The 16,392-nt window shown below is 55.6% G+C and carries 7 protein-coding genes; 5 read left to right on the top strand and 2 right to left on the bottom strand.

The genetic code is table 11. The features are described from left to right. The 4 genes from HQL52_10040 to HQL52_10025 form a co-directional block, all read left to right on the top strand. On the top strand, positions 1–4,105 hold a 4,105-nt coding region (locus tag HQL52_10040), incomplete at its 5' end, for a hypothetical protein (protein ID MBF0369785.1). Positions 4,106–4,111: 6 nt separating this feature from the next. After that, positions 4,112–5,101 (top strand): hypothetical protein, encoded by a 990-nt coding sequence (locus tag HQL52_10035; protein MBF0369784.1) that lies wholly within the window; start codon positions 4,112–4,114, stop codon positions 5,099–5,101. A 325-nt stretch (positions 5,102–5,426) separates the two neighbouring features. Beyond that, positions 5,427–7,217, top strand: a complete 1,791-nt coding sequence (locus tag HQL52_10030) for a DUF3365 domain-containing protein (protein ID MBF0369783.1) — start codon at positions 5,427–5,429, stop codon at positions 7,215–7,217. A 291-nt stretch (positions 7,218–7,508) separates the two neighbouring features. Next, positions 7,509–9,539 (top strand): CZB domain-containing protein, encoded by a 2,031-nt coding sequence (locus HQL52_10025; protein ID MBF0369782.1) that lies wholly within the window; start codon positions 7,509–7,511, stop codon positions 9,537–9,539. Between the two features lie 80 nt (positions 9,540–9,619). Here the strand turns inward: HQL52_10025 and HQL52_10020 are convergent, their stop codons facing one another. Then, positions 9,620–12,400, bottom strand: a complete 2,781-nt coding sequence (locus tag HQL52_10020; GenBank protein MBF0369781.1) for a response regulator — start codon at positions 12,398–12,400, stop codon at positions 9,620–9,622. 36 nt (positions 12,401–12,436) lie between these two features. Then, a complete protein-coding gene (locus HQL52_10015; GenBank protein MBF0369780.1) occupies positions 12,437–13,174 on the bottom strand; it encodes a transporter substrate-binding domain-containing protein in 738 nt (245 codons plus the stop codon). Positions 13,175–13,817: 643 nt separating this feature from the next. Here HQL52_10015 and HQL52_10010 point away from each other — a divergent pair. After that, positions 13,818–16,391, top strand: a complete 2,574-nt coding sequence (locus HQL52_10010) for a diguanylate cyclase (protein ID MBF0369779.1) — start codon at positions 13,818–13,820, stop codon at positions 16,389–16,391. Position 16,392: the final 1 nt, after the last annotated feature.

Raw genomic sequence — 16,392 nt, 5'->3', positions numbered from 1 at the left:
GCAGGCGCAAACCCTCTCCACAAAACTGGACCGCCAGCTCACACCCGAAGCCGTGCAGTCGGTCGTGGACTCCGCCAGCAAACGCCTGAACCGGGCCATACAAGAGCAGACTGAAAGCCTCTCCGGACAACTAAACCAACTGCCCTCCTCCCACACGGTTCGTGATTTGGTGGATGGGGCGGGTGAACGCTTGGGTCGGGAGCTGCAACGGATTTCCACAGACGATCAGATCATCGGTACCGTCAGGAATGAGATCGACCGGCTCCACAAAACCCTCACCCAGCGCCTCACCTTAAGTGACGCCAGCCTGAACGAAGTGGTGCGGGCTGAAAACGAAATACTCAAAACCCGCCTGAACGAGGCCATCGACCTGACCCCGGTGGTTTCAGCGGTCCGGGAAGAGAGCCGACAGCTGGCCGATCAATCCTTGGCCCTCCTGCAAAAAGAGGTGATCGAAGGGGTCTCAGCTCGCATTGACCGTCTCTCTGACCAAATTTCCCAGCCCCCCTCCCTGGAAGCCCTGGAGCAGACCATTCGTGGGGAGATCGACCGTCTCTCCCGGCAAGGCCTGCAATCTTTCAGCGATGAGATGATCGGTGCGGTTCAGGATCAGGCCGACCTGATCGGTGGCAAACTGGAAGAGATGCCCTCCATTACCCTCTTGCGTGAGGTGGTGGAAGAGGCCCGATTGCAGCTGGATCGTGCAGACCTGGAATCTCTCCAGGAGCAAGTGCTCGATGGCGTCCGGGGAGAGATTGAGCAGATCAGCGACAAACTGGCCCAACAACCTTCCGAACAAACCCTGAAGCGAGTGGTATCGGAAGCCGGAGAACAGCTGGCAGCGCGCTTGGATCCCTCAGCCTCCAGTGAGGCTATTCTCCAGGCTGTTCAGTCCCATTCCGACCGGATCAACGCCGAACTGGCCCAACGCCCCACCAGCGAAGCCATCGGGGTCATGGTGCGAGCCGAAAGCGAACGCCTGGCCAAACACCTTGACCTGTCCTCGTTGCGGGAGGTGTTGATCGATACCGTGGAGCGCCATGGCCAGGGTCTGAATACCAAACTCGCCAACCTGCCCACCACCACCCATCTGCAAACCCTGATGCGGGCTGAAAATGAATCCCTCGGGGAAACTCTGAGCCGCAAACTCACACTGGACCCAATCGTGAGCGCCTTGAAGGAGGAGAGCCGTCATCTGGCCAAGCGGATGGATCTGGGGCCGTTCCGGGAAGAGGTGGTGGCCACTCTCCGGGAACAGACAGACCGCTTAAGCCAACAGCTTCAAGACCAACCCACGGTGGAAGCCCTCTCCCAAGTGATTCAGGGAGAAAACCAACGGCTCTCCAACGCCCTCGACCTGGGACCATTCCGTAAAGAGGTGGAGGGACTGATTGGGCAACAAGCCGATCGGTTGAGCAACCAGCTGGCCGAACGTCCCTCAGAGGCTGCCTTGACCGCAGCCGTCCGCCGGGAAAGCACCCGGGTGGTGACGGAGCTGAGCGAGCGGTTGAGCCTGGCTCCGGTGCTGAGTGCTGTTCGGGAAGAGGGAGAGCGACTGACCCGGGAGTTGGATCTGGAAGGCTTCCGCAAGGAGATCGTCCAATCGGTCCGTCAGCAGGCAGATGGGCTGTTCGATGGTTTGGGGAATCGCCCCATCGCTGGATTGCTCGAAGAGGTGATGCAGACGGGCACCAAACGTCTGCTCGGTGAATTAAATGACCGGCTGACACTGGAGCCGGTTCTGGAAGCGGTACGGGAAGAGGGGGAACGTCTGGCCCAACAGCTCAATCTGGCCCCTCTGCGTCAGGAATTGATCTCGGTGGTGCAGGACCAGGGAGATCGCATTTCCGAAGGACTCGCCTCCCTGCCCACGGCAGATGCAATGAATCACACCCTGTCGTTCCATGGAGAGCGTCTGCTGGACCACACCCGGGGCCTGGAAGTGGCTTTGGGGGAAGTGTCTGAAACCCTGAAGACAAGCTCGGACAGCGAGCCGTTTGTGGCTGTGGTCAAGGGTGAAACCGACCGCATGATGGCAGCGCTGGATGCCAAGCACAGTGTGGAAGAACAAGTACGTTCGGTCGTGAAGGCCGAGACCGACCGACTGATCGCCATCCTGGGCACCGAACCTGCCATGGAAGAGCAGATGCGTTCGGTGGTGAAAGCCGAGACCGATCGCCTGGTGGATGAGATCGTTCAAAACCTCGCCATTGAGGATCGGGTTCGGGGCGCCGTGCGGGCAGAAACCGCTCCACTCAGCACTGCAATCCAGTCTGGACTCAACACCGAGGAGCAGATGCGTTCGGTGGTGAAATCCGAGACAGATCGCCTGATTGCCACCCTGGATACCAAGCCTGCCGTGGAAGAGCAGGTGCGTTCGGTGGTGAAGGCTGAAACCGATCGACTGATTGCCACCCTGGGGAGAGGGCCTGCCGTGGAAGAGCAGGTACGTTCGGTGGTGAAGGCTGAGACCGATCGACTGGTGGATAAAGTCATTCAGGGGCTCGCCATTGAGGAACAGGTTCGAGGAGCACTCCGGGCAGAGACAGGATCTCTGAGTGCTGAAATAAAAGCCGGCCTCAACACCGAAGAGCAGGTACGTTCGGTGGTGCGGGCGGAAGCTGGCCATCTGGTGGACGCCTTACGGGCGGAGACCGGGCCTCTGAGTGCTGAAATAAAGGCAGGCCTCAACACCGAAGGGCAAATGCGTTCGGTGGTGCGGGCAGAAGCTGGCCATCTGGTGGATGCCTTGCGGGCTGAGTTCGCTACCGTGCCGGAAATGCACACCTTGATCACCGCCGCAACAGAGCGCCTGGTGGATACCCTGCGCGCTGAGTTCGGCACCGAGGAGCAAATTCGGGCTGTGGTGAAAGGGGAGACTGAACATCTGGTGGATACCCTGCGAGCTGAGTTTGGTACCGAGCAGGAGATGCGGGCAGCCGTCAAAGGGGAAACCGATCGTTTGGCGGAAACCCTGCGCCAGGATATACGTACCGAAGATCAGGTTCAGAAGGTGGTCAAAGCGGAAACAGACCGCCTGGCTGAAACCCTGCGCCAGGGTATGAGCACCGAAGATCAGGTGCAAAAAGCGGTCAAAGCGGAAACAGAACGTTTAGCCACCAGCCTGCGCCAGGATATGAGCACCGAAGATCAGGTGCAAAAGGTGGTCAAAACCGAGACTGAGCGTTTGATGGCATCCCTGCGCCAGGGTATGAGCACTGAAGATCAGGTGCGTGCCATGGTGAAGGCCGAAACCCATCAGGTATCGGAAGATCTGGAGGAGGTGATCCACTCAGCCCTTTCGGAAATGGCCGACTGGATTCCGGAAGGACTTTCCAAGGAGCAGGTGACCGCCGCCCTTCAGGATGCCGCCCAAGAGCTGGGGAGTTCCCTGGAAGAAAGACTCAAATCGGCCATTTCCGAGGCTACCAAGCCGGCTGAATCACCTGTGGAGCCACCACCGGCAGTGGTCGAAACTGAACCCCTGGAAGAGCCCCAAACACCCTCTGGGGAAACAAAAGAGGTATCGGACGCAGAAGATCCCCTGCTTCTGGAGCATCAGGCTACGAATACCGGTAGCCTGGAGCAGATGTTGCTGAAACTTTCCGGAACAACGGGAGGAATTGATGGGGGTACGCTGCTGGAGCTGTTAAAGCGGATCTTCATGCATCTGGAAGATCAGTTCGGCTATCGTGCCGCGCCCCTGAACGATATTCTGCAAACGCTCATTGCCCACCTCCAGGCTGGCACACCCGTGACTGATCCCCGGGTTGTGGGCTTGATCTGGGACTTCGGGGAGGGGATCAGTGCCTTGATGGTTCCCTATGAAGAGGATGTTCCCAAAGTGGCGGAACTGGACCGGGGGCTTTTGAAAACAGCCAACTCCCTGCGCAGCACGCTGGAGGAGATGACTTTCCCCCCGAAGGATGAGTCCGAGTCCGATTCCGAGCCCACCCCTTCGCCCCGGCCCATGACACGCCATGAAAAGTCCATGCCGGAACTGGTGGAAGCCTTTTTGGAAAGACGTCGTCAGGAGGAGCGTTCAAAAATCAGAGAACTTTTCCCCCACGGAAGACCCGGCCTCCCCCCTAAAAAGGATGGGTAGAGGATCATGATCCGGATTGAATACAATTCTCCGGTGTTTCTGATCGTCGTTGGAGTGGCGGGTCTGCTCTTTATGGCCATGTTTCTGTTTTTATGGGGCCTGGGGCTCTCCAATCACCACACCTCCCAGCAGTTGGAGTGGGAGGTGTCCCAGGCCTACCACTCCGGCCAAGCCAGTGTTCAGCCACCATTACCGCCTGGGATGGTGGTAAATCCAGTCACCCAAGCCCCGGACCAACCCATCCCCCGGCAGCCAGTCAAGGTGGCCACCAAACCATCACCCGTGATCACACCCCAACCCCCAGCGCGCCCAGCTGTTCAACCGCCCTCCCGGGCCATCAAACCGCCACCTGTCAGCCAACGGCCCACCCCTCCCACCATCCAACCCCAGGCCATTCAACCCACGCCTCTACCCCGAAGGGTAGCCAAAGCCCACATTCCCAGGACAACCCAGGCCCAGCAGGTGGACGCCCAGTTGAACCGACTCCTCACGCAACTGGGTAATGAACTGGCGCTACTTGGAATCGGCTCCTGGACCAATCGGGAAAGCGGTGTGCTCTACCTGCCGGGGGTGTTCGATTTTACCCCCCGGACAACCACCTTCAATCCCGAACAGAGTGCCGTCCTGGGCCAACTGGCGGATATTCTGGCCAAAATTTTACCCTGTTATGTCTCATCTGCGGCCTATGTGGGGAGCCCCACAGGATGTGAAAAATCGGACAGCCCCGTCCATTTGGCAACGGTGGTGATCGACGGCCATTCCATCGCTGCGGAGCCGGGAAGCAAGCGCTTTCAAGCCAATTGGCGTCTGGCGGCCGAGCGCGCCCGAGAGACCTTTCTGAATCTCTTGGCCCACCAACCCGCCCTGGATCACTTTCGCAACCCCGAAGGACGCTCCCTCTTTCGTATCGGGGGTTATGCCGCATCCAAACGGGGTGAGGCCTTTTCCAGGCGGGTGGAACTGCGCTTCATCATGGCCACCGACGAAAAAAATTGATCCCCACCTCTTTGTCCATATCTCGATTGATCCGTTTGGCAGCAAGACCACTCCCAAAAAAATCCCCCTCCCTGATTTTTCCGGTTTTAGCATGAAAAATGGCTCCAGCTGGCGTTCCAACCAGCATTTATTCCATTCATTTGATGGAAATCCTGATCGCTCCAATCTTAAACAAAAAAAATTTGCTTGACGCATTCAATATAGTAGACTTCCCGCCATCAATGGGAAGAGCTGCCGATATACCAAACTTCTACCGATTTTTATGTAGCCCCCCTCAACAACCGGATTGTTGCCATTCACTGGACTGAAGAGGAAAAAGCTAAAGATGAACTGGTTCTTGAGCTTGAGTTTTTCCAAAAAAATCATCGGTATGTTTTCGGTGGTTTTTGCCATTTCCATGACCATCGTCGGCTTCGTTCTGATGTCTCAGATCGTCAACGATTTCAAACATGAAAAATCTTTGGTCTCCAAAGCCATCCTCAACCAGGGGGATGTCATCCGCAAAAGCGTTGGGGATGCCTGGGAAGGCAAGTTTTTCAAAGACAAAATCTGGGAAGCCGCTCAAAGATGCCGCAAGGAGAGCTCCAACGCCGCCAGACTCGCCTGTGCCCGACAAACCGAACTGCACGGCGTGATTCCAGTCATCGTGATGCTGAAGTCGGGAATAAAAGCGGCTGAAGAGGCCGGGTTTGTTTTGAGAGCCGCCAAACGCAGCCGTCCCAGAGACCCCAAGGCCCAGGCCACCCCTGGCGAGTTGCGCTTGATGGATCAGATGCAGCGTGAAGGTAAGAGCGAACTCTCCATTAAAGATACCGAAACCGGCCAATACATCTTTGCCAAGGAGATCAAGGCGGAGCGCGGTTGCCTGGTTTGTCATGGTCATTCTGGCACCAATCCCATCGGTGACAGCAAGGATGTTTTTGGCTTTGATCTGGAAAATTGGCAGGTAGGTGATCAAGTGGGCATCCTGACCCTCTCCGCCCCCCTGTCGGAACTGGCCGAGATCAAAACCGCTGCCGGCATGAAAGTGCTGGGACTGGTTCTGGGCTCTCTCCTGGTGGGTGGCTTCCTCTTCTTTATCGTCATCAAGACCTATGTCCAGGGGCCGGTAATCGACATTCTCGGGGGACTGCTTAAATTTTCCCGAGGGGATCTGTCCGCCAACGTTCGGGTGGTCACCACAGATGAAATCGGTGAGGCAGGCAAAGCGCTCAACACAGCCGCCGCCAAACTGCGGGAGGTGATGGGGCAGGTGGTCAACGCCGCTGAAAGCGTCGCGACCGGCAGTGAAGAGCTTTCTGCCAGCTCCTCCAAAATTGCCGATGGTGCCACCCGTCAGGCAGCCAACATCGAAGAGACCAGCTCTGCCATGGAGGAGATGACCTCCAATATCGCCCAAAATACCGACAATGCAGTCCAGACCGAACAGATCGCCAGCAAAGCTGCCAACGACGCCCAGGAGGGTGGAAAAGCCGTGGCCGAAGCGGTCACCGCCATGCGGGAGATCGCCGATAAAATTTCCATCATCGAGGAGATCGCCCGGCAAACCAACCTCCTCGCCCTGAATGCCGCCATCGAAGCAGCCCGGGCTGGAGAACACGGCAAGGGATTTGCGGTGGTGGCCGCAGAGGTGAGAAAATTGGCCGAACGCAGCCAATCAGCCGCAGGGGAGATCAATCAGCTCTCCTCCTCCAGCGTGCTGGTGGCTGAAAAAGCCGGAAGCCTGCTCACCAAGCTGGTCCCGGACATTCAAAAAACCGCTGAACTGGTCGAGGAAATCACCGCCAGCTCCCGGGAACAAAACCAGGGCGCTGAACAGATCAACGGCGCCGTGCAAGAGCTGGATCAGGTGATTCAACAAAATGCGGGTGCTTCCGAAGAGATGTCCGCAACAGCGGACGATCTTTCCAGTGAATCTGCTGACCTGATCCAGGCCACCTCTTTCTTCAAGATCGACAGCTCCCAACGGCGAAGCCCCCCCAGATCAGCCCCAACCCGGCAGATTCAAGGGGGGCAATCAGCCAGACAAGCCCTTCCCGCACCTCAGCAAGGAAATGGCGTGAGTTTGGATATGGGTGGCAACGATAGCTCCGACTCCGAGTTCGAAAAATTTTAACCCCCCTTTTCCCGCTCTGCATGATCAGCTAAAACACCCCTGTCCCCCCGGAAACCACTTTGTCTTTTCCGGGAGGGCAGGAGGGACAGGGGGGACAGGGGGGACAGGGGGTTCACTTTTTACCCTCTCCATAAATCCCCCCTGCCCCAACCTTTCCAGGGTTTCTTCCAGACTAGCCGAATCAACAAGCCTCTTCTGGAGAAAAAGCAAAATGATCCGTGACCTGAAGAATGAAATTTATATACATTATTATATGAGTGGATATAAATTTCCAAAAAGGAGATTGGCCTGATGAGATGGCGCGACCTGAACCTTGGCAAAAAAATTCTCACTGGTATCGGCAGCGTGCTGCTGCTGTTGGGTGTGGTCGGTTTTTGGGCTTTTACCGGAATTTCCGAGATCGTCGATAACGGCCTGGAAGTGGTCAGCGGCAACCAACTGCGCAGTGAAATCCTGCAACGGGAGGTGGACCATCTCAACTGGGCCAACCAGGTAAGTGCCTTCATCAGCGATGATACGATCAATGAACTTGGAGTGCAGCTCGACCACACCAAATGTGGCTTTGGCAAATGGTATTATGGTGAAGGTCGCAGGCAAGCTGAAAAACTGGTCCCAGCCCTGAAACCGATCCTGGATGCCATCGGCAAACCCCATGAAGAGCTCCACGCATCCGCTCACAAAATCCAAAAATCCTACCAACCGGCGGACGCCTCCTTGCCTGCCTTTTTGGCCCAAAAAGAGGCGGATCACCTGGCTTGGTCGGAAAAAGTCCAGAGCGCCATTCTTGCTCACCAGAATGATTTGACGGTACAGCTGGATCCAACCAAATGCTCCATGGGCCAATTTATCTATGGCGAAGGGGCCAAAAAAATGCTCGCCATGGATCCCCAACAAAAAGCCTACATGGCCGAGCTGGAGCCAGCCCACCGCCACCTGCACGCCTCTGGAGAACAGGTCAGGGATGCCTTGCGGCAAGGGCAGTTTGACGCCGCCCGGGAGGCTTATCAGGGGCCGGTCAAAACCGCCTTGGCCCAGGTACGCAAATATCTGAAAAAGGTCCAAAAACAGGCCAGTGATGCCTTGGCTGGCAAAGAGGCGGTGGGGCGCATCTTTGCCACGGAAACCCAGCTCCACCTAGAAGAGGTGCAACACCATCTTCACGCCCTGGTGGATACCTCCAACAACAACATCATGAGCGAAAAAGTGATGATCCAGGGGGCCATTGATACCCGCTCTGCGGTGACTGGCATTTCCATTGCGGCTGCCATATTGGGAATCCTGCTGGCGCTATTCATCACCCGCTCCATTACCCAGCCTATCTTGCGCAGCCTGACCTTTGCCCAAGAGGTGTCCAAGGGCGATCTGACCCATAGCCTCGATATCGATCAAAAGGATGAAACAGGCCGACTGGTGACCGCCTTGAATGAGATGGTGGCCAAACTGCAAGAGGTGGTCTCCCAGGTCAGCACCGCCTCAAACTCCGTCGCGTCCGGCTCCAATGAGCTTGCCAGCGCCGCTCAAAGCATGTCCCAGGGTGCCACCCAGCAGGCAGCCTCCATTGAGGAGACCTCCGCAGCCGTGGAGGAGATGGCCTCCAACATCCAGCAAAATGCCGACAACGCCCTGCAAACCGAAAAGATATCCCGAAAAGCCTCGGTGGATGCCGCCGATGGCGGGAAGGCGGTGGTGCAAGCTGTGGAAGCCATGAAGGAGATCGCCAGTAAGATTTCCATCATCGAGGAGATCGCCCGGCAGACCAATCTGCTCGCCTTGAATGCCGCTATCGAGGCTGCCCGGGCCGGGGAGCACGGCAAGGGATTTGCCGTTGTGGCCGCCGAAGTCAGAAAACTGGCTGAACGCAGTCAGGCCGCTGCTGGAGAGATCAGTCAACTCTCTGCCTCCAGTGTCGGTGTGGCAGAAAAAACCGGGGGCATCATCAACGATCTGGTACCGGAGATTCAAAAAACCGCTGAACTGGTCCAGGAGATTGCGGCGTCCAATACGGAACAAAATCAAGGGGCGGGGCAGATCAACCAAGCCATGGGCCAGCTGGATCAGGTGATTCAACAAAATGCCGGAGCCGCTGAGGAGATGGCCACAACCGCCGAAGAGCTTTCCACCCAGGCAGACACCCTGCAACAGGTGATGACCTTCTTCCGCACCCGGGACCAGGGTGGTGCCTCTCCAAGGCGTGCCCCTCCTGCCAGCGCTCTCCCTACGCAACGCTCCAGGGCAGCTCTGCCCTCCCCAGCCGTCAATCAAGACAGTGACCCAGGCTGGCAGGCTGCTGGAGGGAATGATGATGAATTCGAACGGTTTTAACCCATAGCTCTGGATGGATCTTGACCACGGATAATCCTCTAACCTCTCCCTCCCCAAAAGGGGAGAGGTTAGAGAAGCGATCAATCCAAAAAAGCCGACAGCGCCTCCAAAGAGCGATTGAAATGGGCTTGAGCCACCCGGACAAGACCCGCCAAGGCCGCCGCCTCACCTGTTTCGGCTTGCTCCTGTAACAGGCCCGCCACTTCAGCCAAGCGGAAAAAACCCAGGGAGCGGGCCATACCTTTCAACCGATGGGCACTCTCCCTTAGCTCGACCCGATCACCGGAAGAGAGATGATTCAGGAGGGCATTCAACAGCTTTGGCCCCTCCTCTTTGAAGAGGGACAAAGTTTTGGCAAAAGTATCTTCGCCCAATTTTTCCTGTAAAAAGCGCAGATGCCTGGTATCCAACAGGGCTGGTGGTTCTCCTTCACTCTTCCCCACCCCTTCACTCTTCCCCACCCCGACTTCCTCAACGGCGGCGCCCAAAGAGTTGGTTAATCCGTCACCATTGGGCTTCTCTGGGGCTTTTTGTTTTGATAACACGTGACTCACCACTCGATTTAATTCATCCATATCCAGGGGTTTGGCTACCCAGCCATCCAGCTCTCCCACCTGATTGGCCTGACCATCAGCCCCCCTCAAGACATCGGCGGTAAAAGCGATAATGGGAATGGTGGCGTGCTCGGGGTTTTGACGAATGATCCGGGCGGTTTCATGGCCATCCATACCGGGCATGCGAATATCCATGAGAATAAAATCAAAGGTGGCCCCATTGAGCTTTTCCAGGGCAACCGGACCACTCTCAGCAGGTGTCACCCGGTGTCCCTCCGCTTCCAGCACCGCTTGCACCACCTGTCGATTGACCGGCTCATCATCCACATAGAGAATCGTCAACGGTAGCAGGGAAACGACGGATGAGCCGGTGGCAGTCAATTCGGGATGAGAGGTGTGTTCGAACCGGGCACGAAAACAGAAAAGAGAGCCCTCCCCAACGACACTTTCCGTCGTAATCTCTCCCCCCATCAATCCTGCCAGCTTGTTACAGATGGCGAGCCCCAGTCCCACCCCGCGAAACTGACGGGAGGAGGAGGAGTCCCCCTGGACGAATGGATCGAATAATCCGACCAGTTTTTCTTGTTCGATACCGATCCCGGTGTCCGCCACCTCAAAGGAGAGGCTCACATGGCTCTCGGTGAGGGAGACCCTCTTCACCGTCAGATGCACCGCCCCTCGCTCAGTAAATTTGATGGCATTTTGCAGCAAATTCCAGATAATCTGCCGCACCCGAACCGGGTCTCCCCGAAGAAATTTGGGGCACTCTTCCTCCACCCGGCAGACAAGCATCAATCCCTTGGCTTGGGCCAGCTCGGAAATCATCCCCTTCACCTCAGAGATCAGCTTGTCCAGCCGGAACACCTCTTTATTCAAGCCCAGGTGGCCACCATCGATACGGGAAAAATCCAGTACATCATCAATGAGCGCCAGGAGTGCTTTGTTGGAGGAAGTAATGATATCGAAATATTTTTCAGCCTCTTTTCCATGGCCGCCGATCTGTTCCAACAGACGGATCGATGCTTGAACCGCATTGATAGGCGTACGAATTTCGTGGCTCATGGTAGCCAAAAATTCGCTTTTGGCGCGGCTGGTGGCTTCGGCAGCCTCCTTTTCCAGACGATTTTCTTCGGCCCGACGCCGATCAGTGATATCCCGCACGATCACCGCCACCCCCACCACCCTGCCGGAACCGTCCTGGAGAGGGTGGTAGGAGATATCCATCCAGCGGACACCCAACCCGGGAAATGGGAACTCCCGTTGATAGTTCACCTGCTCCCCGGTGAGACAGCGATCCAGTTGGCGTTGGATATACTGGAACGCCTCTTCACCGTGGAGAGCAGCGACAGTATGTCCCTCAATCTCTTCCCGGGTTTTGGCGTGATAGTGGAGATAGGTATCGTTGACCAAGATATAGGTATAGCTGGTATTGAGCAGGGAAATCAGATCACCGGAGGCTTGGACGATGTGCCGATATTGCTCCAACTGGGCCGCCTGCTCGCTGATCTGCTTGTTGCCCATTTCCAACTTATCCGAGTGCAGGCGTAGCTCATGATTCATCTGGCGCAGCTCTGTCGCCAGGTTGGCGCGTTTTTCCAGCACCTCCCTCAGTCGCAGGCGCATCTCATTAAAAGCCTCCACCACCTGATCCAACTCATCCCGTTTTTCCTCCGGAGAGGGAGGCCGATCCAGCACCAGGGGTGGATCCAGGCGTTCGGGGTTGAGGGTTCGGGCATGGTTGGCCAGAGTCGCCAGATGACGGGTGACCAAGCTTTGGAAGATAAACAGAATGAATCCGGAAACCAGGAAGGTTTTGATGGCCTGGGTGGTAAGAATGACCAGTACCTTGTCCTGTAGGCGTTGATAAACCCCGGAAAGATCCGCCGTGACGGTAAGGGTACCCAGGCGGGTATTTTCCCCTAATACATTGGTATGATTGAGGGCATAAGCTTTGGAAATCCCCTCGCTGTGAGGCGGTTGGCCAACACTGGCGAAAAGCGCACCATTGGGCTCCCGGACCTCCAAATATTCGATATCGGGAAACTGGCGGATGCCGTTCATCAAAGTTTGGGTGCGGCTTTCGCTCAAATCCCAAACGCTGCCGATGATACTGTGGAGATGGGTATCGTGTACCAAATCGAGGCGGTGTTCGATGGTGGCAACATCGGATCGATAATCCAAAAACAGCTGAATCGCCGTACTGAGCAGGGTGATGGCCGAACTGAACAGCAGGATGTAAAACAGCTGGCGGTAAGCCAGTGGCTGCTTGTGGCGATACGCACGGAAGGAAGTTAATCCCCACCTCATAAAATGGTCCTTCGCGTTTAAAATAAGGAATGGAACTCAATCAATTTCGGTCAAGTGATACTTTTGATGTATCTTCTTTCGGCCACCCTCTCGGGCAAATTGGCCAAGCTCTTCATTAAAACGTGCATGCAGCTCTTTGGAGCCAGGCCACTTTTTGGAAAAACCGGCATGAAAGGTCCGGATTGGACCGATCTTATGATCGATATAATCGATGGCATCGAATTGGGGCGTACTCTTGCGGATGATGTGGCCGCACAAGCTGATTTCACAGATGGCCAGATCAATATGCCCTGCAGCCAATTTTTTCAGGTGCACCAATTCAGGGTGTTGGGAGGCGATGAGATCCACCTTAAGCTCACCTGATTTTAAGGGATTCAAAAAAACCGGGGCATAGTTGTAGCCATCGGTGGCACCAATGATATGGCCCTTGAGATCATCGATTTTTTCCCAATGGATTGCATCGGCCCGGCGCTTGAAAAAGACGTCGTAGATCACCCCCAAAGGCTCGGTGATATGGTTGACGGCGGCCCGCTGGGGATTACTGGTAAAGGTAAACATGCCAGCAATTTCCCCCCGCTCGGCCATCGCCTGGGTGCGTTTCCAGGGATATCTGGTGATTTTGGCGCGGTAGCCCATGCGCCGCAGCACCTCGGTAAAAATTTCGGTACCGGCTCCGGTCACCATACCGTTTTCGGTATAGTTGTAGGGGGGAAATTCAAAAGTACCGATGGGGAGTTCCTGGAGTTCATCGGCCTGGGCAGAACAAGCCCCCAAGATGAGACAAAAAATCCCCAGGAACGTACTCACCAAAAGGGAGGATGGTCTGATTCGATTCTTGGGAACAAGCGGGTAAAAAATGGCCTGAAACAAATAGGTCAAAGGTTTCACCTGACCTCCTTCACCATAAAATGGAGCCGTGATAAAATGATATTGCGTAATCTGTCAATATAAACCCCTTCACGTTACCTGCCACACGCCCTCTTTGCAAATGAGCGCGTTGATTTTTCACCATGAAAACAAAAAGCATCCAGCTATCGGGATCCAAACCAATCTTGACAAGTGATTGGTGATGGAACGCTTATCAGCCCGTTGATAAGCCCATTGATAAAGCCAGCTTTTACCCTGAACCTACGATAATGATGGCAACCGGAACCAAGGTGATCCCTGAAATTTTTGATCCAGGAAAGGCCACCATCATGGCGATCAGAGGCCTACCTGTGGCTGGAGGAAGGCGCTACAGTCAGATGACTCTATCTCTGATATAAATGGCCTTCCAGCAGGGGCCTGGATAAGGAAAAAGCTGAAAACAACGCAACGCCCAGGGAGCCTGAAACCCCATCGAAGTGGTTTTTTTCTGCGGCATTGGATAGAATGGTGCTTTTAATCGGATCATTTCGACACTGCCATTGGCTGCCCCATGCACTTTTCCACCCACCTTTTTCTTTTTGATGAGCTGCCTGCCAATGCGCTCACGACCAGTCACGACTGGGGGTTGGTGATTCTTTCCCTGGCGGTGGCTTTTTTGGCCTCTCTCACCGCCCTTGATCTCACCAGCCGTATCGCTTCGGTGCGGGGCACACCAGCTGCCCGGCGCATGTTGACCCTCGGGGCTTTTTCTCTGGGGTGTGGCATCTGGGCCATGCATTTTGTGGGGATGATGGCTATGAAAATGGCCGCCCCGGTGCTCTACGAACCCCTCACCACCCTGCTCTCCGTGCTGGCCGCCATACTCAGTGCCTATCTGGCTCTACGACTGGCAAGTTCGGCCACTTTTTCCAGACGCCATTTGATTCTGGGCTCGATCCTCATGGGGAGCGGTATCGGGGCCATGCACTATATCGGTATGGATGCCATGCGCATGCCCGCTTCCCTCCACTACCGCCTCGACTATTTCCTGCTCTCCATCATTGTTGCTGTCGCCACCTCTGCCATCGCTCTCTCCCTTACCTTCCACATCGGCCAAAAGGCGGAGATTCCTCGAATCAGCACCAAATATCTGAGTGCAGCCTTCATGGGCGGAGGCATCTGTGGGCTCCACTATACCGCCATGGCTGCAGCGGTTTTCGTACCCCTCACCGGAACCCACTCTCCACCCGTAGGCTGGGATGCTGGATTTTTCACCCTGGCCATCGGACTGGTCATTCTTGGCATCGTCATCGGCTACCACTGGGAATTGAATCTCAGTGAAATCAGAGTCAAAAAAAATGCCGACAGCTTGGCCCATGCCCAGCAAATTGCCCATATGGGCAACTGGGATTGGGACATTGCCAGCAATGAAATCATCTGGTCCAAACAGATCTTTCGTATTTTCGGGATGGAACCGGAGGTGGATGCTCTCAGTTTGTCCGGTTTTCTTGAAATCGTTCATCCAGATGATCGTGAACGGGTTCAGGAGGCGGTGCAGAAAAGTCTGAATGATGTCGATACCAAATATGACATTCAGCACCGAATCATCCGCCCGGATGGCAGCCAACGGGTCGTACACGAAATCGGCCAGGTAAACCGTGATGCCAACGGCAAACCACTGCAGATGTCCGGAACTGTAAGCGACATCACCGAATTTCACGAACTGGAAAAAAGAGAAGCCCGGGCGCTGCAATCCCGAGTCTCCATCAGCGCCCTTCTCGAAACCGGCCTGGAACCCCTCTCCCTGGAAAAACAACTTCAAGTAGCCCTGGACATCATCCTCTCCGTCCCCTGGCTTTCAGTCCAATACAAGGGCTCCATTTTTTTGATGGATGAAGAGTCCGGGGAGTTGGTTTTGCACGCCAACAAAGGCCTGGCAGCTGGACTCCTCATTTCCTGTGCCCGTATCAAACCGGGATATTGCCTGTGTGGTCGCGCCGCTCAAAGTCGTAAAATTCTCTTCTCTTCCCACCTGGATCACCGCCACGACATCCACTATGACGGCATTCAACCCCATGGCCACTATTGTGTACCCATCCTGGCCAAGGATCGAGTGCGGGGGGTGCTCAATCTTTATCTTCCCGAAGGCCACCCCAACAACCCCGAAGAAGACGCCTTCCTGACGGCCGTCGCCAACACCCTGGCCGGTCTCATCGACCTCCGCCAAACCGAAGCCAAGCTTAGGGCAGAACAGGAATTCAGCGCCACCATCCTGCGTACCGCGCCAGCGCTGGTGGTGGTTCTGGACCAGGAGGGACACATCATTCTTTTCAACGAGGCCTGCCAACAATTGACCGGCTATTCAGAACAAGAAGCGCTGGGGCGTTTCGTTTGGGATTTCCTCCTGCCCCCCCCCCAGATTGCTCAAGTTCAAGAGGTATTCCAAAGTCTCACCATTGGCCATTTTCCCCACGTGCACGAAAATCACTGGGTGCGCAAAGATGGCTCCACACGGCTGATCTCCTGGTATAACTCTGCCACCCTCAACAGCGACGGTACCATCCATCACATCATCGGCACCGGCCTCGACATCACCGAAAAACGCCAAGCCGAAGAGCGCCTGCAATATATGGCAAGCCACGACGCTTTGACCGGACTACCCAACCGCATGCAGTTTATCGAACATCTTTCCGTCTCCATCGCTCAGGCGAAGCGAGGCAAAGAGATGCTCGGGATTCTTTTCATGGATCTGGATCGTTTTAAGGCGGTCAACGACAATCTGGGCCACGACATCGGCGATCTTCTGCTCATCGCGGTGGCGGAAAGAATCAAGGAGTGCCTGCGGGAATCGGATGTGGTGGCACGCTTGGGGGGAGACGAATTTACCGTCATCATGAACGGTTTTTCAGATCTTGAAACCGTGGTACCGGTGGTCCACAAAATTATTGAAGCCCTCTCCACACCGTTTCACCTGGAAGGGCATGCCTGCCACATCGGTACCAGTATCGGTGTCAGCCTCTTTCCCGACCACGGGGAAAATCCACAAGAGCTGCTGAAAAAAGCGGATCTGGCCATGTATCAGGTTAAAAATCGGGGCCGCAACGATTTTCAAATTTTTCAGGCAGAGGCGAGCGTGCCAGAATAAC

Source organism: Magnetococcales bacterium (assembly GCA_015232395.1).
Classification (GTDB): domain Bacteria; phylum Pseudomonadota; class Magnetococcia; order Magnetococcales; family JADFZT01; genus JADFZT01.
Note: the sequence above shows the minus strand (reverse complement) of the source record. Positions and strands in the feature narration are given on the sequence as shown.

What these genes read in the sequence shown, in the direction of transcription:
- HQL52_10035 (MBF0369784.1), top strand. Translation starts at nt 4,112, where the DNA reads ATGATCCGGATTGAATACAATTCTCCGGTGTTTCTGATCGTCGTTGGA.
- HQL52_10030 (MBF0369783.1), top strand. Translation starts at nt 5,427, where the DNA reads ATGAACTGGTTCTTGAGCTTGAGTTTTTCCAAAAAAATCATCGGTATG.
- HQL52_10025 (MBF0369782.1), top strand. Translation starts at nt 7,509, where the DNA reads ATGAGATGGCGCGACCTGAACCTTGGCAAAAAAATTCTCACTGGTATC.
- HQL52_10020 (MBF0369781.1), bottom strand. Translation starts at nt 12,400, where the DNA reads ATGAGGTGGGGATTAACTTCCTTCCGTGCGTATCGCCACAAGCAGCCA.
- HQL52_10010 (MBF0369779.1), top strand. Translation starts at nt 13,818, where the DNA reads ATGCACTTTTCCACCCACCTTTTTCTTTTTGATGAGCTGCCTGCCAAT.